The 21,774-nt window shown below is 41.2% G+C and carries 23 protein-coding genes; 14 read left to right on the top strand and 9 right to left on the bottom strand.

Annotated elements, in window-relative coordinates; genetic code table 11:
* Positions 1 to 7 precede the first annotated feature (7 nt).
* The 6 genes from PLZ15_04785 to PLZ15_04760 form a co-directional block, all read right to left on the bottom strand.
* Positions 8 to 211: a hypothetical protein gene (locus PLZ15_04785; GenBank protein ID HOI29057.1), complete on the bottom strand. Its 204-nt coding sequence runs from the start codon at positions 209 to 211 to the stop codon at positions 8 to 10.
* Positions 212 to 219: 8 nt separating this feature from the next.
* A complete protein-coding gene (locus PLZ15_04780; GenBank protein HOI29056.1) occupies positions 220 to 744 on the bottom strand; it encodes a hypothetical protein in 525 nt (174 codons plus the stop codon).
* 16 nt (positions 745 to 760) lie between these two features.
* On the bottom strand, positions 761 to 1,636 hold the full coding sequence (locus tag PLZ15_04775; GenBank protein HOI29055.1) for an SPFH domain-containing protein: 876 nt from the start codon (positions 1,634 to 1,636) through the stop codon (positions 761 to 763).
* Between the two features lie 183 nt (positions 1,637 to 1,819).
* Positions 1,820 to 2,032, bottom strand: a complete 213-nt coding sequence (locus tag PLZ15_04770) for a cold-shock protein (GenBank protein ID HOI29054.1) — start codon at positions 2,030 to 2,032, stop codon at positions 1,820 to 1,822.
* Positions 2,033 to 2,240: 208 nt separating this feature from the next.
* The gene (locus PLZ15_04765) at positions 2,241 to 3,101 is read right to left on the bottom strand and encodes a hypothetical protein (protein HOI29053.1); all 861 of its coding nucleotides are present in this window, start codon (positions 3,099 to 3,101) and stop codon (positions 2,241 to 2,243) included.
* Positions 3,091 to 4,029: an NAD(P)H-binding protein gene (locus PLZ15_04760; protein HOI29052.1), complete on the bottom strand. Its 939-nt coding sequence runs from the start codon at positions 4,027 to 4,029 to the stop codon at positions 3,091 to 3,093. Before PLZ15_04760 ends, PLZ15_04765 begins: the two co-directional genes overlap by 11 nt.
* Positions 4,030 to 4,245: 216 nt before the next feature.
* On the opposite strand from PLZ15_04760, the gene PLZ15_04755 reads away from it, so the two are divergent.
* The 9 genes from PLZ15_04755 (at position 4,246) to PLZ15_04715 (ending at position 13,040) form a co-directional block, all read left to right on the top strand.
* Positions 4,246 to 5,202 carry a calcium/sodium antiporter gene (locus tag PLZ15_04755; protein ID HOI29051.1) on the top strand — a complete coding sequence of 319 codons (957 nt, stop codon included), beginning with the start codon at positions 4,246 to 4,248 and terminating at the stop codon, positions 5,200 to 5,202.
* 108 nt (positions 5,203 to 5,310) lie between these two features.
* Complete coding sequence (locus PLZ15_04750) at positions 5,311 to 6,150, top strand: SDR family NAD(P)-dependent oxidoreductase (GenBank protein HOI29050.1); 840 nt, start codon at positions 5,311 to 5,313, stop codon at positions 6,148 to 6,150.
* A gap of 47 nt (positions 6,151 to 6,197) precedes the next feature.
* Entirely contained in the window at positions 6,198 to 7,010 is an 813-nt protein-coding gene (locus tag PLZ15_04745; protein HOI29049.1) for an ion transporter, read from the top strand.
* A 40-nt stretch (positions 7,011 to 7,050) separates the two neighbouring features.
* The gene (locus PLZ15_04740; protein HOI29048.1) at positions 7,051 to 8,547 is read left to right on the top strand and encodes an AbgT family transporter; all 1,497 of its coding nucleotides are present in this window, start codon (positions 7,051 to 7,053) and stop codon (positions 8,545 to 8,547) included.
* 43 nt (positions 8,548 to 8,590) lie between these two features.
* Positions 8,591 to 10,048 carry an SDR family oxidoreductase gene (locus PLZ15_04735; GenBank protein ID HOI29047.1) on the top strand — a complete coding sequence of 486 codons (1,458 nt, stop codon included), beginning with the start codon at positions 8,591 to 8,593 and terminating at the stop codon, positions 10,046 to 10,048.
* Entirely contained in the window at positions 10,045 to 10,599 is a 555-nt protein-coding gene (locus tag PLZ15_04730; GenBank protein HOI29046.1) for a CIA30 family protein, read from the top strand. Before PLZ15_04735 ends, PLZ15_04730 begins: the two co-directional genes overlap by 4 nt.
* A gap of 59 nt (positions 10,600 to 10,658) precedes the next feature.
* The gene (locus PLZ15_04725; GenBank protein HOI29045.1) at positions 10,659 to 11,396 is read left to right on the top strand and encodes a hypothetical protein; all 738 of its coding nucleotides are present in this window, start codon (positions 10,659 to 10,661) and stop codon (positions 11,394 to 11,396) included.
* 130 nt (positions 11,397 to 11,526) lie between these two features.
* Entirely contained in the window at positions 11,527 to 12,543 is a 1,017-nt protein-coding gene (locus tag PLZ15_04720; protein HOI29044.1) for a pirin family protein, read from the top strand.
* Between the two features lie 23 nt (positions 12,544 to 12,566).
* Positions 12,567 to 13,040, top strand: coding sequence for a tryptophan-rich sensory protein (locus PLZ15_04715; GenBank protein ID HOI29043.1), 474 nt, complete (start codon positions 12,567 to 12,569; stop codon positions 13,038 to 13,040).
* A gap of 134 nt (positions 13,041 to 13,174) precedes the next feature.
* Here the strand turns inward: PLZ15_04715 and PLZ15_04710 are convergent, their stop codons facing one another.
* Both PLZ15_04710 and PLZ15_04705 read right to left on the bottom strand, forming a co-directional pair.
* Complete coding sequence (locus tag PLZ15_04710) at positions 13,175 to 14,164, bottom strand: hypothetical protein (GenBank protein ID HOI29042.1); 990 nt, start codon at positions 14,162 to 14,164, stop codon at positions 13,175 to 13,177.
* On the bottom strand, positions 14,165 to 14,770 hold the full coding sequence (locus PLZ15_04705; protein ID HOI29041.1) for a hypothetical protein: 606 nt from the start codon (positions 14,768 to 14,770) through the stop codon (positions 14,165 to 14,167).
* A 360-nt stretch (positions 14,771 to 15,130) separates the two neighbouring features.
* Between PLZ15_04705 and PLZ15_04700 the strand changes: the two genes are divergently transcribed.
* The 3 genes from PLZ15_04700 (at position 15,131) to PLZ15_04690 (ending at position 17,763) form a co-directional block, all read left to right on the top strand.
* Entirely contained in the window at positions 15,131 to 16,207 is a 1,077-nt protein-coding gene (locus PLZ15_04700; GenBank protein HOI29040.1) for a serine hydrolase, read from the top strand.
* Between the two features lie 68 nt (positions 16,208 to 16,275).
* Positions 16,276 to 16,842, top strand: coding sequence for a hypothetical protein (locus tag PLZ15_04695; protein HOI29039.1), 567 nt, complete (start codon positions 16,276 to 16,278; stop codon positions 16,840 to 16,842).
* Between the two features lie 183 nt (positions 16,843 to 17,025).
* Positions 17,026 to 17,763, top strand: coding sequence for a hypothetical protein (locus tag PLZ15_04690; protein ID HOI29038.1), 738 nt, complete (start codon positions 17,026 to 17,028; stop codon positions 17,761 to 17,763).
* Positions 17,764 to 17,798: 35 nt separating this feature from the next.
* On the opposite strand, the gene PLZ15_04685 is transcribed toward PLZ15_04690, so the two are convergent.
* Positions 17,799 to 18,644: an HNH endonuclease gene (locus tag PLZ15_04685; protein HOI29037.1), complete on the bottom strand. Its 846-nt coding sequence runs from the start codon at positions 18,642 to 18,644 to the stop codon at positions 17,799 to 17,801.
* 250 nt (positions 18,645 to 18,894) lie between these two features.
* Between PLZ15_04685 and PLZ15_04680 the strand changes: the two genes are divergently transcribed.
* Positions 18,895 to 20,289 (top strand): pitrilysin family protein, encoded by a 1,395-nt coding sequence (locus tag PLZ15_04680; GenBank protein ID HOI29036.1) that lies wholly within the window; start codon positions 18,895 to 18,897, stop codon positions 20,287 to 20,289.
* A complete protein-coding gene (locus tag PLZ15_04675) occupies positions 20,286 to 21,743 on the top strand; it encodes a pitrilysin family protein (GenBank protein HOI29035.1) in 1,458 nt (485 codons plus the stop codon). Before PLZ15_04680 ends, PLZ15_04675 begins: the two co-directional genes overlap by 4 nt.
* The last annotated feature ends 31 nt before the right edge of the window (positions 21,744 to 21,774 follow it).

Raw genomic sequence — 21,774 nt, 5'->3', positions numbered from 1 at the left:
TCTCTCCCTATTTATTTTCCCCCGGGGGATTCTGTCCGTTGATTTGAGTACTCTGAGAATTGTTATTCAGCCTTCCCGATTTTTTGAGAGCATCCTTCAGCAGAAATTCAATCTGTGCGTTGATGCTTCTGAAATCGTCGGCCGCCCATTTTTCAAGAGCGGCGTAAAGGGCGTCGTCAATTCTCAGTAGAAATTTTTTCTTTTCGGCCATAATGTTTTTTAACTTGCTGCGGCGACAGAGTGATTCCTTCTCTGTGCCGATATATACCATGCAACCAGAATGACCCACGGATATTTATCGATAAGTTCGGATCGCTGCTGTATGGTGAATTCAGTTTTATCTTTCAATGAAAATTTATCTTTAATAAGAACCAGGCACTCGCCGTTCATATTTTGAATTTCGTAAGAGCCCTTGAAAGTTTTAAATACCAGGTTGAGTTTCTGACCCATCGGAAGATTGATTGTTCCTCCGGATTTAAATCCTTTCCTGGTATAGGAAGCGAACGGGAGTTGTTTGTTTATTTCTTTTATCTCAAGCAGGCTTTTCCAGATACTCGGCTTATAAACCTCCCATTTCATTTTTCCCCATTCAACGATGAAATTGGACCGGTACCATTTGGGGTGTGTAATTGACGCAACAATCTCAACCCCGTCTTTAAGCTGGTAATCCCTCCTGAAGAATTCCGGCTGTACCAGCAGAAGGGATTTACCGACATAATCCGACAATCTTTTTCCGTCTTCCATTACGCATCAAAACATTTTATTGATAAAGAGTTCCGGTATTAATAACCGGCTGTGCTTGAGTTTCCGAAACCAGCGCAACCAATAAATTATTCACCATAGTTGCTTTCTTATCTTCGTCAAGAACAACTATACGCTGTTCACTTAAAGCTTTCAACGCCATTTCGACCATTCCTACGGCGCCCTCAACAATTTTAGTTCTTGCGGCTACAACGGCCTGCGCCTGCTGACGCCTTAACATTGCCTGCGCAATTTCCGGCGCGTATGCAAGGTGACTTATTCTCGATTCAATAATTTCAACTCCTGCAATCTGAAGACGGGTTTGAACCTGCTTCTTCAATTCCTCGGAGATCTCCTGGGTGTTTCCCCTTAAAGAATGTTTTTCATCTTCGGAGGCATCGTATGCGTAATCGGAAGCGAGTCCTCTTACCGCGGTCTCGCTCTGGATTGCGACGAACTCTTCGTAGTTCTGAACATCGAACATCGCACGCGCAGAATCTACAACGCGCCAGACAATTACCGCGGCTATCTCTATCGGATTTCCGTGAAGGTCGTTCACTTTAATTTTTTCGCTGTTAAAATTGTGAATCCGGAGAGACACTTTTTTCTTTTCTGTAAACGGATTGACCCAGTAGAATCCGGAATCCCGGATTGTTCCAATATACTTTCCGAAAAGGATAAGTACACGCGAGTCGTTCGGCTGAATTATTGTAAATCCGCCGAAAAAAATGAAGAGTATGAAAAGAAGCGGTATGAAAATCCATAGGATCCAGGCCTCCTCGGTTTTAATTCCCTGGACGAGCAGGTAAGCTTCAAAGATGAATCCCGCGATTACTACAAAAAGCATTAAGAAACCGTTCAGTTTTTTTCCTGTTTTTTCTGTAATTGTTTCCATTTTTTCAACCCCATTTATTTTGCTATCGGAATGATATCATGTTGATAGCTTATTGTCAAGAAAAATCTTTGATTTTCTCAAAATTTTTTCGTGTTTCTTTTACCTCTGATTTTTTTGGGGGGGGGTAAAACAAAAAGCCCCGCTATTGCGGGGCTTTATTATCACTAACAGAATTATCGATTCTTAGCGAATTACTTTTACTTCAGCTGCCTGAAGCCCTTTAGGACCCTGGTTAACAGTGAATTCAACTTTATCATTTTCGTTTAAGGATTTGTAACCTTCGCCAATGATTGACTGATAATGTACGAATACATCATCTCCGCCTTCCTGAGAAATGAAACCAAAACCTTTTGTACTGTTGAACCATTTTACTGATCCTTGTTTGCGCTCTGCCATAACAGATGCTCCTTTGTAATTTGTTTGTAGATTGATTTTTATAGGACAGGGCTTTAAAACTTACTGAAGGGTTCGACATGATTTACGTCTACTTCTACATCAACTTCTAAAACTACTGCCACCACGGATGTAAACATACAACTAATAATCTTATAAACCTAATTTATAAAGACACCGCTGTCCAGAAGTAATAGTCCCGGCTTTTCTATTATTTCCGGATATTTCTCAATAGGATTGTTGAAAAAATTATTGAGATCACAGCAATTGACGGCATTATAAAAATTACCGGAATAACTTCAGCACCCGCAGAGGCCATAAAAAGTATTTTTGAAACGAGCGCTGTCATCAGCAGCGATAAAAAGATTAGATAAATAATAGTAAATAAATAACCGAGATGATTACCTCTTATAGCCGACCAGCCGGCGACAAACGCTGCTGGAAGGAGAAGGCCCAGATCGAATCCCTGAACTATCAGAGTTGTGTAATGCTGAACCTGTCCGGGGATTATTGTTCCGCCGGCCAGAGGAGGAATAACAACTCCGAGCCAGAGCAATGCAATCATGACCGCATTAATAATCAGAAAGATTCCCGCATTCCTTACCAGCCTTTCCGATTTGATGAACCGCACAATCCCGCTTTCGTGAATTGAGAAAACCGTAAGAAGAAATGCAAAGAAAGTTGTGCCGAGAAGAAAAACATATACTAAAAACATCGTGTTGTACATTGCCATTGCAAGGTAGAAAAGATAAGTAATAAGAAAGTACCCGAGTGTACCGGCAAGTATTAATTTACCGCGGAGAGAATTTTTTCTGGAAACGAGAAGAGAAATTATAAGCAGAGGTATGCCCGCAAAGAGCGTTATATAATCCTGAGCGATCCCCTGGATTGCTACATCGGCGGACATATGCTGATATAACCCTTTCCCGTAGATGGTGATCTTTTCGCCGCGAATTGATTCGTATTCATACTGTCCCGGCCCGCCGCCGGAAAAAATTCCTGCTGTTGTTGCGGTTATTGATGCAAGAACGATCAGAATAACTAAGACAGTAACCGTTTTTTTATTTTTCATTTGAAATTCCTTTTGAAACCATTTCCCGTATCCCCGTTTCCGGATCCGTAGGCTTAAAATTGAAACGCCCGTTAAATTTGCCGCTGTTTAAAAAGTAATCGTTATCAAGCTGGTATGAAACATCTTTTAATTCCTTGAGTACAGGAATAAACAAACCGATCGGTCCCATCATAAAAGTCGGAATAGAATTTATCTTTTTCTCTTTATTCATCGCTTTCATCATCAACTCAATCCATTGACGAGAAGTCATTTTCTCCTCTGCTGCCGGCAAATGCCATATCTGGTTGAATGCGTCGGGTGTGTTGCCCAGAATTGCAAGGGATATACCGATATCGCGGCTGTATGCAAAATTATGAATTACATCTGTCTTTCCGAGCCATTGCGGATTTTTATCTTTAATCAGATTGTTCAAAACCGTTTGTGTAAGATAGCTTCCGGCAACCCCCGGTCCGTAGAAATCCGCACTCCGCGCAATCAGCGCGCTTACTTCCCCCCTCTCAACCGAATTGATAAGCATTGAAGCGATTTCCGCACGGACTTTCCCCTTTTGGCTAACCGGTTTTACGGGTGTTTCTTCAGTCATATCGGAAAGGTATTCCGGATCGTACATATAAATATTATCAACAAAGACTATTCTGGATCCGTGTTTTCTGCAGGATTCGATAAGAGACCTCATGAACTTTGGCCATTTCTCTTTCCAGACGGAGGTTTTATATTCAAATCCGATTGTAACATAGACAACCTCCGAACCTTTTACAACCTCATCAAGATTATTCGGATCCGATAAATCGGCTTTTATAACCTGATCGCTTGCGTTTACCTTCTTCGGATTTCTGTTAACTATACGGATACGGTCTGTGTATTTGATTAATTGTCCGGCCAGTTCAGTTCCGGCGCCGCCTCCGCCGCCAAGTATTGTCTGCATCATCTTTACGATTCCCGTTGTTAAATAAATAATTCCTGCCCAAATATAAAGTTTTTGTTTAACCTTATTAATGATTGAAACTGAATTTCTTTTGGGAATATTACCAAATGAATCAGAATAAGACGTAATCGATGTTCTGCCGCCGGATAATAAAATGTTGAACTTTTTTGCAGTATATTCTTTTTCTTTAATAGCTTTGCTAATAAAAAAACGGTGACTATGTTAACATATATTCTTTTTGTTGTGGGCTTTTTCATTTTGATTAAAGGAGCGGATCTTCTAGTTGACGGCTCCTCTTCAATTGCGAGGAAGCTGAATATATCCAATATCGTAATCGGGTTGACTATAGTTGCTTTCGGCACGTCGGCCCCGGAATTTATTGTCAATATCTTCGCTTCCATAAACGGCAATACCGAGATTGCTATTGGCAATGTTCTTGGAAGCAATATCGCAAACATACTTTTGATACTCGGTATTGCGGCAATAATATATCCGATTTCAGCCAAGAAGAATACTGTTCTAAAAGAAATTCCATTCAGCCTGCTTGCCGCGCTAATAGTAGCAGTTACTGCCAACGATATAATAATAGACGGTAATTCCAGCTCTGTAATAACTAGAATAGACGGACTTGTTTTTCTCGGATTCTTCCTGATATTTCTTTATTACACGCTCAGTATAACAAAATCAGATGATGATATAAACGAAAAGCCGATTAAAGATTTGAGTTTTATGAGAGCAGGACTATATATTTTAATTGGATTAACCGGGCTGGTCTTCGGTGGTAAATGGATTGTAGAGGGCGCTGTTACTATTGCCGAATCGTTTAATATCAGCCAGTCCATTGTCGGTCTAACGGTCGTTGCGGTTGGTACTTCACTCCCCGAGTTGGCAACTTCGGCGGTTGCTGCATACAAGAAACAATCAGACATTGCCATCGGTAATGTAGTCGGTTCAAATATATTTAACGTCTTCTGGATTCTCGGGGCCAGTTCAATTATAAAACCCTTACCCTTCAATACAGATTCCAACGCGGACATTCTGGTAAATATTCTTGCGAGCGTAATACTCTTCTTTGCGATGTACGTCGGTAAAAAGCATGTCCTCGAAAGATGGCAGGGAGTTTTGCTTGTACTTCTCTACCTTGGATATCTGGCATTTCTGATAACGAACAGATAGCCCGACAAAACCTGTTCGTAACAGCCGTTTTTAAAACTGACTCTTCATTGCCGGAAGGAACGAATTAATTCCCTCCTGTGTTAATATTTAATTAAACAATGGATCATAATGAAGGATAAGGTTATCATAATTACAGGTTCCAACGGAGGAATCGGTAAAGAAGCGGCCGGAGAACTAGCAAAGCTCGGCGCAAGAATCTATATGGCAGGCCGCTCTGTAAATTCTTTAAATGAAGCAAAAGATGAAATTGTTAGAGAAACCGAAAACGAAAGTGTATTTGTTGAAGAACTTGATCTCGCCTCTCCCGAATCTATTCGAAAATTTGCTGAAACGTTCAAAAAGAATGAATCAAAGCTCGATGTATTAATAAACAATGCCGGTTTGTGGAGCGGGGATAAAGTATTAAGCGGATTCAAAGAGGAAATGACTTTTTCTGTAAATGTATTGGGCCATCAGCTCCTCACAAAACTTTTAGTTGATCTTCTTAAGAAAGGCTCGCCGTCAAGAATTATTAATGTTGCTTCGCATTTTGCAGGCGGACTGGATGCTGACGATGTTAGTTATGATAGAAGAAATTACAATGCAACTTCAGCATACAAACAGTCCAAACAGGCCAACAGAATGCTGACGCGCGAATGGGCCCGGATACTGGAGAATGATAATGTCCGGGTTTACTCTATGACACCCGGTTTTATACCAACCACCGACCTTTTCAGGAATCAGGGTTTTATCGGAAAGATTCTTCTTAAAATTGTCGGCTGGATTGAAGGAAAAACAATCCAGCAGGGAGCAGACACTATTGTATGGCTTACCTCGGCAGAGAACATAAACGGCAGCAACGGCGGATTCTTTAAGGAAAGAAAAGAGGAAGTCTGTGCCTTCAATCATTCCGCAAGAGAAAAAGAACTCTGGGATAAGTGCGAACAAATAATCGCCCGGATTAAATAAACCCGGATTGACACCAGCATTATTATTCTTATAAAAGCAAAAGGATTATGACAAGGGAAAAAATCAAACAGTTGTGCGAAAGCACCGGATTTCAGAATTTCATTATTGGTCTGATAATCTTCAATTCCATTACAATCGGTTTTGAAACCTCTGAAAATATTATGTCTTCCTTCGGCAGCACACTGCTGCTTATCGACAAAATAATTCTGGCGGTGTTTGTTGTTGAGATAGTTTTAAAACTTTATGCGTACGGCTTTTCTTTTTTCCGGAACGGATGGAATATTTTTGATTTTTCAATTGTTGCCGTTGCGCTTCTGCCGGCCTCCGGCTCGCTCGCAGTTCTAAGGTCGTTAAGAATATTCAGGTCGCTTCGTTTAATAAAAAATGTTCCTAAACTCAGGTTTATTGTTGAGTCCCTGTTTCATTCGCTTCCAAGTTTATTATGGATTTTTGTTCTGCTTGCGCTGGTGTTTTATGTTTTTGCTGTAATTGGTACAAAGCTGTTCAGTTCAGAATTTCCTACGTGGTTCGGAACGCTGGGAGCTTCAATGTTTACACTTTTTCAAATTATGACTCTGGAAGGATGGGCTGAAATATCAAGGGATATAATGAGCGTTTACCCGCTCGCAAATATTTATTTCATACTCTTTATACTTCTAGCCTCCTACACAACGCTTAATATTTTTATCGCAATTGTTGTTAATACGATGAGTGAAGTTCAGCAGAAAGTAGCAAGTGAAAAGGTTGATAAGATAGAAACAATTATTCAGGACGAAAACGAGGAGTTGAGAAACGACATAAAGCTGTTAAAGGAACAGATTATCAGAATGGAAGAAAAGCTAACAAAAAGAACCAATTGATAAATCAAGCGAAAGGCAACCTGTTGTGAAGAAAAATTTTATGGAATCTTTTTTAGGTAAGATAGAAAAGGTTGGGAACAAACTTCCTAATCCGACCACCCTTTTTGCACTCTTTGCTTTCGGTGTAATTATTCTCTCGTGGATCGTATCTCAGTTCGACTTTTCTGTAACCCTGCCCGGTTCTAACAGAGAGATCCGTCCGGTAAGTCTCCTTTCCGTTGAAGGATTGCATAGAATAATTACAAGCCTGATAACTAACTTCACATCATTCGCTCCGCTGGGAACCGTCCTCGTTTCCCTCCTCGGAATTGCGGTTGCTGAACATAGCGGACTGATCGGAACGTCTCTCCGGCTTATCGTAATAAAAGCGCCAAAGAAACTTTTAACATTCGTTGTAGTCTTTGCCGGCATTATGTCTAACACTGCGAGTGAAATTGGTTATGTTCTTCTTGTACCGCTCTCTGCAATGATCTTTCTTGCTGTCGGAAGACACCCAATTGCCGGGCTGGCAGCGGCGTTTGCCGGTGTATCCGGCGGCTACAGCGCAAACCTTCTGCTTGGAACAATCGATCCGCTCCTTGCCGGACTTACCCAGGAGGCGGCACATATTATCGATAAATCCTACGAAGTAAACGCGGCGGCGAACTATTATTTCCTTTTTGTATCTACCTTTTTTATTGCAGCCGTTGGAACCTGGATAACCGAAAAAATTATTATTCCCCGGCTGGGAGAATACAAGGGGAATGTTAAAGCGGAGGAAATTAAACCGTTATCGGCCGATGAGAAAAAAGGTTTGATCTATGCATCGGTTGCTGTTACGGTTTTTATGGCCATTATTCTGTTTGGAATAATTCCGGAGAACGGATTCCTGCGCGATCCCGAAACCGGTAGCATTTTGAAATCCCCTTTCTTAAGCGGCATTGTCGCATTCATATTTCTCGGCGGAGTTGTTGCCGGACTCGCTTACGGAATAGGTGCAAAAACGATTAAGTCCGATAACGATGTAGTTAAGGGAATGAGCAAATCGATGGAGACTCTCGGCTCATATATAGTGCTTGTTTTCTTTGCCGCTCAGTTCGTTGCGTTTTTCAATTGGACTAATCTCGGTCAGATTCTGGCAGTTGAAGGAGCGATGGCTTTAAAAGCTTCGGGTCTCGGTCCGATTCCTCTTATGATTTTGTTTATAATCATTACAGCGTTCTTAAATCTTTTTATAGGAAGCGCTTCGGCTAAATGGGCAATAATGGCCCCCATCTTTGTACCGATGTTTATGCTTCTCGGTTATTCGCCGGAGCTTGTTCAGGCGGCTTACCGCGTGGGCGACAGCGTTACAAATATAATCGCACCGATGATGTCATACTTCGCGCTGATTATTGCGTTCATTAATAAGTACGATGAAAAAGCGGGTATTGGAACTCTTATAGCAACTATGCTTCCGTATACAATTTCATTTTTTATAGTGTGGACTCTATTGTTTGTTGTCTGGTTTGCTTTCGGATTACCGCTCGGTCCGGGCGCCGAATTGTTCTTACAATAGAATTGCCATTGATAAGTAATTAAGTAGAATTTAATTAAACAGTATGAAGATTTTACTAACCGGCGCAACCGGATATATTGGAAAACGGCTTCTCCCGTCTCTTATTGAGAAGGGACATGAAGTTATCTGCTGTGTAAGGGATAAAAACAGATTCCCTGCCGAGGGCATATTTGCGGGTAAATCCGTTAAACTGTATGAGGTTGATTTCCTGAAACCGGTCCCGCTTCCCGATGAATATAGGGACATTGATGCGGCATATTACCTGATTCATTCGATGAGCTCCGGAATAAGTGATTTTGAAAAACTTGAAGCCGCATCAGCTGAAAATTTTACGAATATGATAAGCGCAACTTCCGCAAAACAGATTATCTACTTAAGCGGAATTACAAACGAAAATAAATTATCGCGTCATTTAAGCTCAAGAAAAAATGTTGAGTCGATTTTAAAACAAGGCGTCATTCCCGTAACAACTATAAAAGCCGGAATTATAGTAGGGAGCGGAAGCGCTTCATTCGAAATAATTAGAGACCTTGTTGAAAAACTTCCGGTTATGATCGCGCCTAAATGGCTTAAGACAAAACATCAGCCCGTTGCAATCCGAAACGTGATTGAATCCCTTACCGGGGTTTTACTCAATGAAAAAACATTCGGTGAAGATTTCGATATCGGAGGTCCGGACATCCTTTCCTACAAAGAGATGCTTCTTCAATTTGCCGAAGTAAGGGGGCTTAAAAGAATAATTTTCTCCGTTCCGGTTATGACACCGCGGCTCTCTTCATACTGGCTCTACTTTGTAACAGCAACATCATACAAGCTTGCAGTCAATCTTGTTAACAGCATGAAAATTGAAATTATTGCAAAGGACGATTCCCTGGTAAAAATGTTGAACCTGAATATGATTTCTTATAAAGATGCAATTAAACTTGCTTTTCAAAAAATTGAGGGGAATTCGGTTATATCGAGCTGGAAGGATTCACTGGTTTCAAGTTCCGGGGAAACATCGCTGCTCGGACACATTAACGTTCCGGAACACGGATGCTTTATTGATAAAAGAGAGGTTGAAATAGCCGGGAGTACCGAAACCGTTCTTAATAATATCTGGTCCATCGGAGGGGATCGGGGCTGGTATTACGGCAACTGGCTCTGGGGGCTGCGCGGTTTTATCGATAAAATTTTCGGGGGTGTAGGATTAAGAAGGGGAAGAACAAATGCTTTCGCAATTAATCCCGGCGATACTCTCGATTTCTGGCGCGTCCTCGATGCGGATAAAAAAAGCAAGCGGCTTCTACTCTATGCCGAAATGAAATTGCCGGGCGAGGCATGGCTAGAGTTTAGAATATTCAATCGGAATGATAAAAACTATCTTCGTCAAACCGCAACCTTCCGCCCGAAAGGTTTACTTGGAAGATTGTATTGGTATTCTGTTCTGCCGTTTCATTATTTCGTGTTTGATGGAATGGCAAGAAATTTAACCAGTTACAGGGGATATAAAACAGAATGATCATTTTATTAAATATGTTTTCGGTATTGATGTTGACCATTTCCGCTCAATCCGATTCTGAAACACTTCTGAATTCTTCCATTATGAAAAGCAATGAAAAATGGCGAATTGTTAACGACGGCGTAATGGGAGGATTAAGTTCTTCAAAAGCTGGAGTTACAGATGAAGGAAAAATTATTTTTAACGGAAGCGTCTCTCTTGATAATAACGGCGGATTCGCCTCTTTGAGAAGCCCCATTAAAAATTACAATTTTGTTGAATACACCGGAATTGAAATACGAATTAAAGGAGATGGTAAGATTTATAGCGTGTCCATGAAAGAAACATCATATTTTACCGGCTCTTTTTATACTGCAAATTTCCAAACCGTAAAAGAGGAGTGGATCACCTTGAAAATCCCTTTTGATAGTTTTTCGCTTTATTATTTTGGAAGAGAAATTTTTTCTGATTCGAAAATTCCTTTAGATAAGATAAAAGAAATCTCAATCCTAATAGGAGAGAAACAGGAAGGTGCCTTTTATTCAGAAATCGATTTTATAAAACTTTATTGATTCGTACTTTGATTTTACCATTAAAGCAATTGTTGAAAATAAATATGGATCTATCTAAAATGAAAAAAAGAATCCTGCTGGCCGTATCATTAATTCTATTTATCAGCATTTCTATGCATGCACAGGTGAGCGTTGATTTTGAAACCGGACAAGTAAGCACCGGTTATAACGATGTACGCATTCCGGGCAATCAGGGTACGTTTATCTCGTTGCAAACCGATTTAAAACCCGACGCGGATATTTTTTATAGAATTAAACTTAATTACACTTTTAGCTCCGCCCATACTTTATCTCTGCTTTACGCCCCACTAACAATAAAATCGGAAGGACAGTTGAATAAAGATGTTAACTTTGCCGGCAAGGTATTTCAGGCCAATAGAGATTTAAGCGGTTCATATAAATTTAATTCCTATCGATTGACCTACCGCTACGATTTTGTTCAGAATCCCGATCTGGAATTTGGATTGGGGTTTACAGCTAAAATTAGAGACGCAAGAATTGCTTTATCATCTCAAAATATTTCTGCAGAGAAAACTAATGTCGGGTTTGTCCCGATTATTAATTTCAGGCTATTATGGCATATCGGAGACGATTTCGGTCTGCTCTTTGAAGGCGATGGACTTGCGGCCAAACAAGGAAGAGCGTTTGATATTCTTTTGGCCGCATCATATAATTTGTTAGAAAAAATCACTTTTAAAGCCGGGTACCGAATTCTTGAGGGAGGCGCAGATAATGAGGAAGTATATAACTTCGCATTATTTCATTACATTTCTTTTGGCCTATCCTATGAATTATAGAAAATAATAAAAACAAAATGTTGTTTTAATTTTATTTAAAGCAAGCGGACCGACTTTGTTTTAGAAATTGATTAGATTAGATCGGAATATAAATTGAAATAAGCAGCACAGTATTTGGGGAAGAATTATTATGTACAATAAGATTATCTCAAACATTCAACCTCTTGGCTTTACCTGGCAAACCAATAATCCGTTTTTATTCTGCGTGCATCATCTTGACAATTTTCCTCCCGGCAACGATCTACTTGGACCAAATGCGTCGTTAGAAGGAAGAAACCTTGGACAGGATTTTACTTTGAAAGATGGGTGGAGAATGTATCACGGCGAAACAATACCCGGCTTTCCCGCGCATCCTCATAGAGGTTTCGAAACGGTTACAATAGTACTTCAAGGATTTGTAGATCATTCTGATTCCCATGGTGCCGCGGGCAGATATGGCAACGGAGATGTTCAGTGGATGACGGCCGGTTCCGGTCTTCAGCATTCCGAAATGTTTCCTCTTCTAAATAAAACCGAAAATAATCCATGCGAACTTTTTCAGATATGGCTCAATCTTCCCCAATCCAGTAAGTTTTGTAAACCGTATTTTAAAATGTTGTGGAATGAAGATATTCCGTTTTATAAGGAACAGGACCCTAAAGGAAAATCGATTGAAGTAAGGATTATTGCAGGGGGGATTAAAGATGTAATTGCTCCCCGGCCGGCACCAGATTCCTGGGCGGCAGATGAGAAAAATGAAGTTGCTATTTGGCTTATCAAACTTGAGGAAAATGCCGAGTGGTCATTGCCCCCCGCATCTTTTGGAATTAACAGGTCGCTATATTTTTATAAAGGCTACTCGCTGGAAATTGCCGGAATAAATCTTGAATCTTATCATTCGGTTGATTTGCTTGCCGATCAAAATGTATTGATTAAAAACGGCGGAACAGAGGCTTACATACTTCTGCTTCAGGGCAAAGCTATTGATGAACCGGTCGTTCAGTACGGTCCTTTTGTAATGAATAGCAGAGAAGAGATACAGCAGGCATTCGATGATTTTCGGAAGACTCAATTTGGCGGGTGGCCCTGGAAAAGATCTGATAATGTCCATCCAAAAGAAAAAGGTAGATTTGCAAAATATGCCGATGGTACAGAAGAAATAAAATAATCTGTTAAACAGGAATATTCGAAATGTTAAGATCAAATATTGTTAAGCTTATTCTCTCTTTAATAATTCCCTTATCTGTGGGAGCTGTTGCCGGAATGTTTACTTCTCAGGCTGTTCCAACCTGGTATGCATCATTAAACAGACCCTCGTTCAGTCCTCCCAATTGGGTGTTCGGTCCCGTGTGGACATCCTTATACATTCTTTTAGGCATTTCATTTTTTCTTATTTGGAAAGAAAGCCCTTCTCAGCAAAGAAACCGGGCAATTATAGTCTTTGCATCTCAAATGTTATTGAACTTTGCGTGGAGTTTTATCTTCTTCTATTTTAATATGATTGGCATTGCACTTTTAGAGATTATTCTTTTATGGGTTAACATAGCGGTCATGATTTCTCTGTTCTATAAATTAAAGCCGCTTGCTGCTTATTTGAATATTCCATACTTGCTATGGGTTAGCTTTGCAACGATTCTAAATGCCGGTTATTATTTCTTGAATTAAAAATATGATTAGGTGAAATTCAGGAGAGGTTTCTTAAGTATTTTTTTTTATTTGATTAAACGTAGAACAGCCGGTTTCTTTAAGGTTTTTTGAGTTGCGAGGTCGCTTCTTTTGTTGCTCACATTTATGATTTTCTATCTGCTCAAATCGATTCTGATTCCCGCTAAAAACCGGGGCTCCCTGCTTATGTAATTCTCGGAGAACCACCTGATTTTTTTGTCATCTGTTATTTTACCCGTCAGCTCTACTGTTAATGTATTACCGAAACGGTAGAAATCGTCTGTTAAGAATCCCCGTGTTCCAATTTCTTCGTCGGTATGATTGAAATAGACCTTAAGTTCTGCGTATTCCTCCAGCTTATCATCAAACCACTTAAGCAGATCTGATTCGAGAGTTATGCCGTAACTAACAGAGGAATTGTTAAGATGAACGAATGACTCCAGAGTAAGCTGAAAATAATTTTTACCGGAAAGATAAATGTCCACCCGGTATTCGCCTCTTAGATAATCGTCCTTTCCTAATCTTTCGTATGATATTTCGGCAAGCGTATTTTCGCCGAATTTTTTTGAGATCTCTGTTTCGAAGTAATTGAGTATAAAATTTCTGTCCAGGAAGTTGGGTGTGTTAAGGTCTGTAAGGCTTCCCCCCACAAACTCTACAATTGCAGACGAGACATTGAACTGAAATCTTCCCCCGTCGATCCATCCGTTGCTTCCGAGACCGGTACTCGATACTTTTCCTTTAATTGTCGGAATAGATCCGATCTGTATTCGAGAACTCTCCCACTCTTTCTGAAAATACAACTGTCTTAGATTCAAATTGAATCTCCTGTTCTCGCCGCTCACCCTGAAATCCTTAACATTCTCCCAGCGCGAAGTGAAATTGCTTCCGGTTGATGTAAGTCCGATCAGATAATAATCGTCAAATAAATTTATTTCGAACGGAATTCTTAATGATGCCTGGATTCTGTTCTGCTTATCGCCGAACGAAATATTATCGTATCGCGCCTCCCAGATCATTTTAAAATCCTCGAGCGATTGACCCGGCGAAGTTCCATTCAACACGAATACCGCCAGCAATAAGATTCCGGAGAAAATATTCTTTCTAATTCCCGCTCCTTTCATTTATAGACTTATCCTCACGCCTATTCCTGCTCCGCCGCTCAATAAACTTTCCAAATTCGGATAAAGATTTACCGACGCGTTGTTCTGGTGAATGAAATAGAGAGCCACATCAAAAGCCAGAAGAAATCCACCCTGAAGAAGAAGGCTGTTTCCGTATCCTCTCAAACGGTCGGCATTCGAAGAGTTCTTAGCACGTTCCTTCAGATACAATCCCGTAACCATATATGCCACATCCAGTCCGGCATTAAGCAGAAGAAAATTCTGAAGTGAATTATATTCATTCAGTATTTGCGATGCAGTCATTGACCCGGGGTCCGAACCGGCGGCGCTGAAGTAACCGAAAGCAGCAATGCCGAGATTCACAACATTCCACATAGCGTTGAACTGATGGAAATATTTCGTCTGACCCTCGTACTTGTAATTGCTGTATGCACCGATCAATAGATTTCCAACGGCCCAGGAACCGAGCACTATCATCCCTGTTCTGTTGATCTCCCCCCTTCCGGCTTCAAATGATTGAATTATGTTTAATTCCTGCCCCATATTTTCATCTAAAGGGAGAATAATCAGGAATAATGCGGCCAATAAAATTTTAATCTTTTTCATATCCGGTTTTTTATTTAGCGAACAAGCAATTCAGTTAAAGAGTTCTTCGGCGGGAAAGATTTCATCAGCAGGGGCGGAATTGAAACGCCCCCGGGTATTTGATTGAATCATTCTTTTACCCTTTTTGCCCGGCTCCGTTTATAGACCTTCGCGGATTCCTTCACCTTCGGCGTCTGTTTCGGAAGGGGAATCCTCAATTTCGGCTTTTTCGGTTTCCTCTTTTTCATCTTTACAAGCGATTAACGTTTCTAAATTGTATAAAAATTTCTGAAATGGCAATCGCACTAATTTATTACTTTGATTCTAATAATTCCTTCGTTTAACTTTTGACGGAACTTCAAATCCTTATGCGGAGTCCGGATGACAAAAAGCTTATTCTCCTTTTTACTCCCGCTCTTTCTGATCAACTCCTGTGTAACGGAAACAGACACGGACGGCCCGTCCTTTAAGAGTTATAACTGGGAAATCTCCAATCCTACGAACGAAAATCTGAACGAAGGGCTCATATCAGAGGGATTCAGCGAAGCATCAAATACCGGGTATATCTATTCAATGGTTATAATCCGGAACGGCCGCCTCGCCGCTGAAAAATATTTTAAAGAGAGAACCCCCTCCAGCTATCAGACGATCCGGTCCGTCTCGAAGAGTTTTCTCTCCGCGTTTTTCGGAATTGCCGTTCAGAAAGGAATCTTAAGTCTCGACAGAAAGCTGGTCGATTATTTCCCCGAATACAAACAAAACATAATCGATCCCCGCATTAATAATGTTACGGTTGATCATCTAATTAAAATGAGAGCCGGCTTCAAAGGCGATCAGGAATTTTATTTCACATTTACAAACAGCAGCGACTGGGTTAAAACAATTCTTAGCTCGCAGTTAAGTTTCGATCCCGGGTCGCGGATGCAGTATTCAACAGCAGGAACACATCTGTTATCCGCACTGCTTGCGAGAGGATGCGGCAAAAGTACATTCGATTTTGCAAAAGAGAATTTCTTCGATCCGTGCGGATTCGATGCCCGCAACTGGCCGAAGGATCCGCAGGGAAATTATTTCGGCGGTAATAATATCTATCTTACAACGCGGGACATGGCCGTTCTCGGGTTGATTTATTTAAACAGCGGAAAGCTCGACGGCAAACAGATTGTACCCGTTGATTGGGTAAGTAATTCTCTTGTTACTTATTCCGGCTCTTCAACAATTCCCTGGGGTAATCTTAATAAGGTTGGCTACGGTTATTTATGGTGGCTCGGTGAAGTGAATGGCTTAAAAGTCTTTACGGGGATAGGACACGGCGGACAGTTTGTTCTATGCGTTCCGTCGCTTAATATGATTGTTGCAGTGCAGTCCTATCCGGATAGCGACTGGGCTACGGCCGATGTTCAGGAGAGAGGCGTTCTCAATATAATTGCAAATTACATATTGCCTGCCGCGTTATAATATCTGTAAATAAAACTTTTTCTGAGTTTACACCGGTGCTAATACTGCGTCATTTTAAGGAGGGGGGAATGAAAAGTAAATTCCCGGAACGTAAAAGATTACGCCACAAAGATTTCGATTATAGCAATCCCGGTTATTATTTTATAACAATCTGTTCTGAAGATAAACAAGAAATATTCGGACGGATTGAAAAAGGGAAAATGATTTTAAGTGAATCAGGCAGGATTGTTTACAAATGCTGGTATTCAATCCCGGAACATTTTCCGGATGCTGAATTGGATCAATTTCAAATTATGCCGGATCATTTACACGGAATTATAATTATAAATCCACACTCAAATACCGATGTCGGGGATGCATATTATGCATCCCGAAAAAATAGCGGGGACGCAAAATTTGCGTCCCCGACTGACAGGACAAAAATGCTTCTTTCAATAATTATTCAGCAATTCAAGCGTCAGGTAACGATTGAAACAAGATCACTCCATAATAAAAAAATCTTCCAGCGTTCATTTTACGACCGTATTATCCGCAACGAAAAGGAACTTTATAACATTCGGAAATACATAATTGATAATCCCATGCGTTGGGAACTTGAAAAAGATTCACAGGAAAATCCTGACATGCCATTCTGAATCCCGATTATTCCGGGCCCGGGTCGTTACGGCAAATGTATCGTACAGCGATTCCTTTATGCGCAGATTCTGATTGTCATCAGAATGACACCGCGCATGTAAAACCTAATGCAGAATTATTGGTATGTACAATTGCAAACTTACTAACGATATTGCTTGCGGAAATTTCAGCCGGCGGACTGTATGAAAACAAATCTCCTGATATTCCTCATCGCACTCATTAATGTATCGTGCAAAGAGAATGCACCCACTGTAATTGCGCCGGAGAATAATGCGCCGGTTCTTTCCGAACACTTTGCTTTCGAGTTATACGACGGGCTCGCAAACACCGTTGCTGCGCCTGTCCTTAATAAGCTGAATGAAAATTACAGCAGGATTCTCTCCGACCTAGAATTGACCTCGCTGCCGAAAGTAAATGTTCAGATCTGGAACGACGAGACACATTTCCAGAACGATATGAAGCGCGACCTCGGAGTTAACTACTGGGGCTCCACAGGATACGTTTATAACCTTACAACAGTCAGAGTTCTTAACAGGCACAATCTGCCGCAGACGGTTCTGCACGAATTTGCTCATATTGTTTCTCTCCACGTTAATAACCGTTTTGGAAACAATCCGCGGTGGCTCTGGGAGGCGGTCGCTCTTTACGAAGCGGGCGATTTCGTCCACCCGCGTAATATTTCCTATTTAGCTGCAGGCAGCTTCCCTACACTTGAAGAGCTTAATACGGATTTTAATCAGGGTAATCAGAAAATCTATGCGGTCGGCTATCTCCTCGCCGAATATATTGTTAATACATGGGGTAAGAGCAAGTTTGTGCAGCTGATTAAAACAAACGCCAACATAACTACAACACTTGGAATTACAACGGGACAGTTTGAAACCGGATGGAAAGAATTTGTTGTAAAGCAGTATTTGTAAGAAACATTTTGGTTGTAATATAGCTTATAGAATATCTATAAATGAAGATTTAGTGACAAGGCTTCTGTTCTCGAATAAAAATTAAATGAATAACTTGAGAAATCAAAAACAGCATCTAACCTATGTACGGCCGAATGATGGTTGGGGCATAATAGTACTAAGTTTTTAATATTGTCTTCTCCGCCCCGACTTAACCATTGCAAATGATGGACTTGGCAAATATTTCTGCCATAGTGTTTTATCGGGTCCCAAGAACATATTTGGCATTTTCCCTTATAAAGCTCGTTAAGATGGACAACGAATTCAGCATTTCTTCTTGGTGATTTAGTGTAAAGATATTCAATTCTTTTTTCAGCTATACCGTGTGGAACCTCCTTAAACAATTTATATATAGCCTCTGGATTTTTTGAATATATCAACGCTTCAAGTCTCTCTTCTGGTAAAAGTCTAGCTCTTTCTTCAATTGGTAAAAGTTTTGAATATTCTTTTAAAATTAGATTGTCTTGATAAGATATTTTTCTTAGAGCAGCATGACCCTGAAAAGATTGTCCAAGCAGTTTTGCATTAATTGTAATCGAGAAATTTCTTAAAATGTTCTCAAAATTAGGCTGGACAATAACTTTAAAATATTTAGATCTTTCTAAATCACCCCAAACTCTATATCTACCATATCGATAATTCGAAGGATTATATGTTTTTGCTGTAATAACTAATTCTGACGCTAAAACATATTTACCATTGTTGGTTTTAGTAAATGCCCACAGGCTATCTCCAATTTCGATTTCGTGAAGTAGTTTATTTGATTGGTTTAAATGATAGCTTGCACCGAAATCTAAATCTCGCCTATAATTGTCACCTCGCCAATAATATAATAACGGCATAATTCACTTGTTCGTTGAATTTACAGACATATAAAATTACAAAACTAGATTGTTAATTCAAGCCTGTATCTAACACACATATAAATTTTATCTTTTTTGCTGTCCATCAAAATGCGACATTCATCCGTCTAAAACCTGCATCAAATTTTCCATTCCGCACTTTAGTAGAAATGGTTAATTTATGTATGAAAGAATATTAGTATTAATTAATTAACCAATAGATTCTTCGCCCGGCTCTGCCGGAAGAAGAATGACACAAACAACAGGAGTATGCATGAAGCGGATTGCAGTTGTGCTGGTTCTTCTATGCGGATTTACGATAGCGCAGGAGAAGCAGATCAGCGTGCCTTATACGCGCGTTGTGCTTCCGAACGGATTGAATGTTCTTCTACACGAAGATCATACCGTCCCGATGGTAAGCGTTAATATGTGGTATCACGTAGGTTCGGGCAACGAGAAACCGGGACGCACCGGGTTCGCGCACCTCTTCGAACACTTGATGTTCGAAGGGTCCGGGAACGTTCCCGAAGGTAAATTCGACGAGTGGCTCGAAGCCGTAGGCGGCAACAATAACGGTTCTACAAATACCGACAGGACTAATTACTGGGAGAACGCCCCCTCCAACGCACTCGAACTTGTCTTCTTCATCGATTCGGACAGAATGGGATTCCTGCCCGACGCAATGACGCAGGAAAAGCTCGACGGTCAGCGTTCGGTTGTTAAGAACGAACGGCGCCAGAGCTACGAGAATCAGCCATACGGACTCTCGTGGGAGATCCTCGCAAAGAACCTTTATCCCGAAGGTCATCCGTACAACTGGACGACCATCGGTTCTATGGCAGATCTCGACGCGGCAAGTTTTGAGGACGTTATAGAATTCTTCCGTCTCTATTACGCGCCCAACAATGCGTCCCTCGCTATAGCCGGCGATATCAATATCGAAGAGACAATTAAACTGGTTGAAAAATGGTACGGCGAGATTCCGAGAGGCAAGCCCGTTCCACCAATCGATCCTCCCGCGGCAAAACTTACCGAGGAAAAAATTCTACTACAAGAGGATAACGTTCAGCTTCCGCGCCTCTATATGACGTGGGTTACTCCTGCGTTCTATCATCCGGGCGATACAGAGATGGATCTCCTTGCAAAAATATTTACGTCCGGCAAGGATTCGCGGCTCTACAAACGCCTTGTTTACGAACTTCAGATAGCACAGGATGTAATCGCGTTCCAGAATTCGAATAAACTGAGCAGCGAGTTCTTTATTATAGCTACCGCAAAGTCGGGCCGTACTCTTGAAGAATTGAAAAAAGTTATTCAGGAGGAGATCGATAAGATAAAAGCCGAACCCCCTTCTCAAAGAGAACTTCAGAAAGTAGTTAACCAGACGGAAGCGGAATTTCTGGACCGGCTGGAGAGTGTCGGCGGTTTCGGTGGAAAGGCCGACCTTCTCAATCAGTATTATTTCTATACAGGCAACCCGGATTATTTTAACGAGGACCTTAACCGTTATAAGGGGATAAGCCCCGGGGATATACGCGCAATGGCTCAGACATACCTGCCCGATAACGGAAGAGTAATTCTCAGCATTGTCCCGAAAGGCAAAACGGATCTGGCGGTTCAGAAGAAAGAGGGAGGTGTGAAATGAAAAGGGAAATGAATAAAAGAATAATGGGATTCGCTGCAATTATTTTGTTGATCGGTTCTGCAGCATTTGCGCAGAAAGCCGATAGAACAAAAGTGCCTCAGCTCGGCGAACCGAAGAAACTGAGTCTTCCGGCAATTCAGTCGTTTGAGTTATCGAACGGATTGAAAGTTGTATTGATGGAGAAGCATAATGTTCCGCTTGTTCAGATGAATGTAATCGTTAAATCCGGAATAGCCGATGATCCGGCAGGAAAATCGGGTCTTGCCAATTTTACGGCGGATATGCTCGATGAAGGCGCTGCAGGTAAAAGCTCGCTTCAGCTTGCAGATGAAATAAATTATCTCGGCGTGCGGATCTCAACATTCTCCAGATGGCATAAAACCGGATTGAACCTTCACTCCCCTCTTTCCAAATTCGATGACGCGCTGAAGATCGCGGCGGATATTCTTCTCCGTCCCGATTTTCCTCAGGCGGAACTCGACAGGATCCGTAAGGAAAGACTTACCGCAATTCTTCAATGGCACGATCAGGCAAACACAATTGCCGGTGTAGCGTTTCAGAAATTCCTGTTCGGTACGGATCATCCGTACGGCCGCCCGACAATGGGAAATGAAGTATCTCTGAAAAGTTTTGTTCGCGACGATTTCAAAAACTTCCACGCAAAATATTTCAAATCGAATAACGCTTATATAATTGTCGTGGGAAATATTACTAAAGAACAGCTGGTTCCCAGACTTGAAGACGCGTTCGGCAAATGGGAAAAAGGGGATGTTCCTTCGGTTAAGCTGAAAGAGGCCGGACAGGTTAATAAGCGCGTTATTTATCTTGTTGATAAACCGGGCTCGGCGCAGTCGGTTATTTCTATCGGAAGGATCGGAACCGATCGACTTACGCCGGATTATTTCCCGATAACAGTTATTAATACAATTCTCGGCGGATCGTTCACTTCCAGGCTCAACAACAATCTCCGCGAGCAGCACGGCTATACTTACGGCGCGGGATCGGCATTCGATATGCGTCCGTATGCGGGACCGTTTGTAGCGCGTTCATCGGTTCAGACCGAAGTTACGGATAAAGCGCTTGTTGAGTTTTTTAAAGAGCTTGATGGAATTACTAAACCGATTCCGGCGGAGGAGCTGACAAGAGCAAAGAATTATGTGGCGCTGGGGTATCCGGATAATTTCCAGACCGTTGCAGAGATTGCTGCAAACATCGAGGAGATGATCGATTATAATCTGCCGGGCGATTATTTCAATAATTATATCGGGAAGGTTCTTAATGTGAGTGCCGGGGATGTATCTAAAGTATCAAAGAGATATATAGTGCCGGATAAAATGGCTGTTGTGGTTGTAGGAGATAGAAGCAAAATTGAGGAAGGAATTAAGAAGCTGAATCTGGGCGAGATTAAGCATTATAAGATTGGGGATGTGCTGGGCAAGAAACCGCAGCTTTGATAATCTGAATCATTCCGCAAGGGTAATCTCT

The sequence above is a fragment of the Melioribacteraceae bacterium genome, from assembly GCA_035362835.1.
GTDB lineage: Bacteria > Bacteroidota > Ignavibacteria > Ignavibacteriales > Melioribacteraceae > DSXH01.
This window is presented reverse-complemented; position numbering and strand designations above follow the sequence as displayed.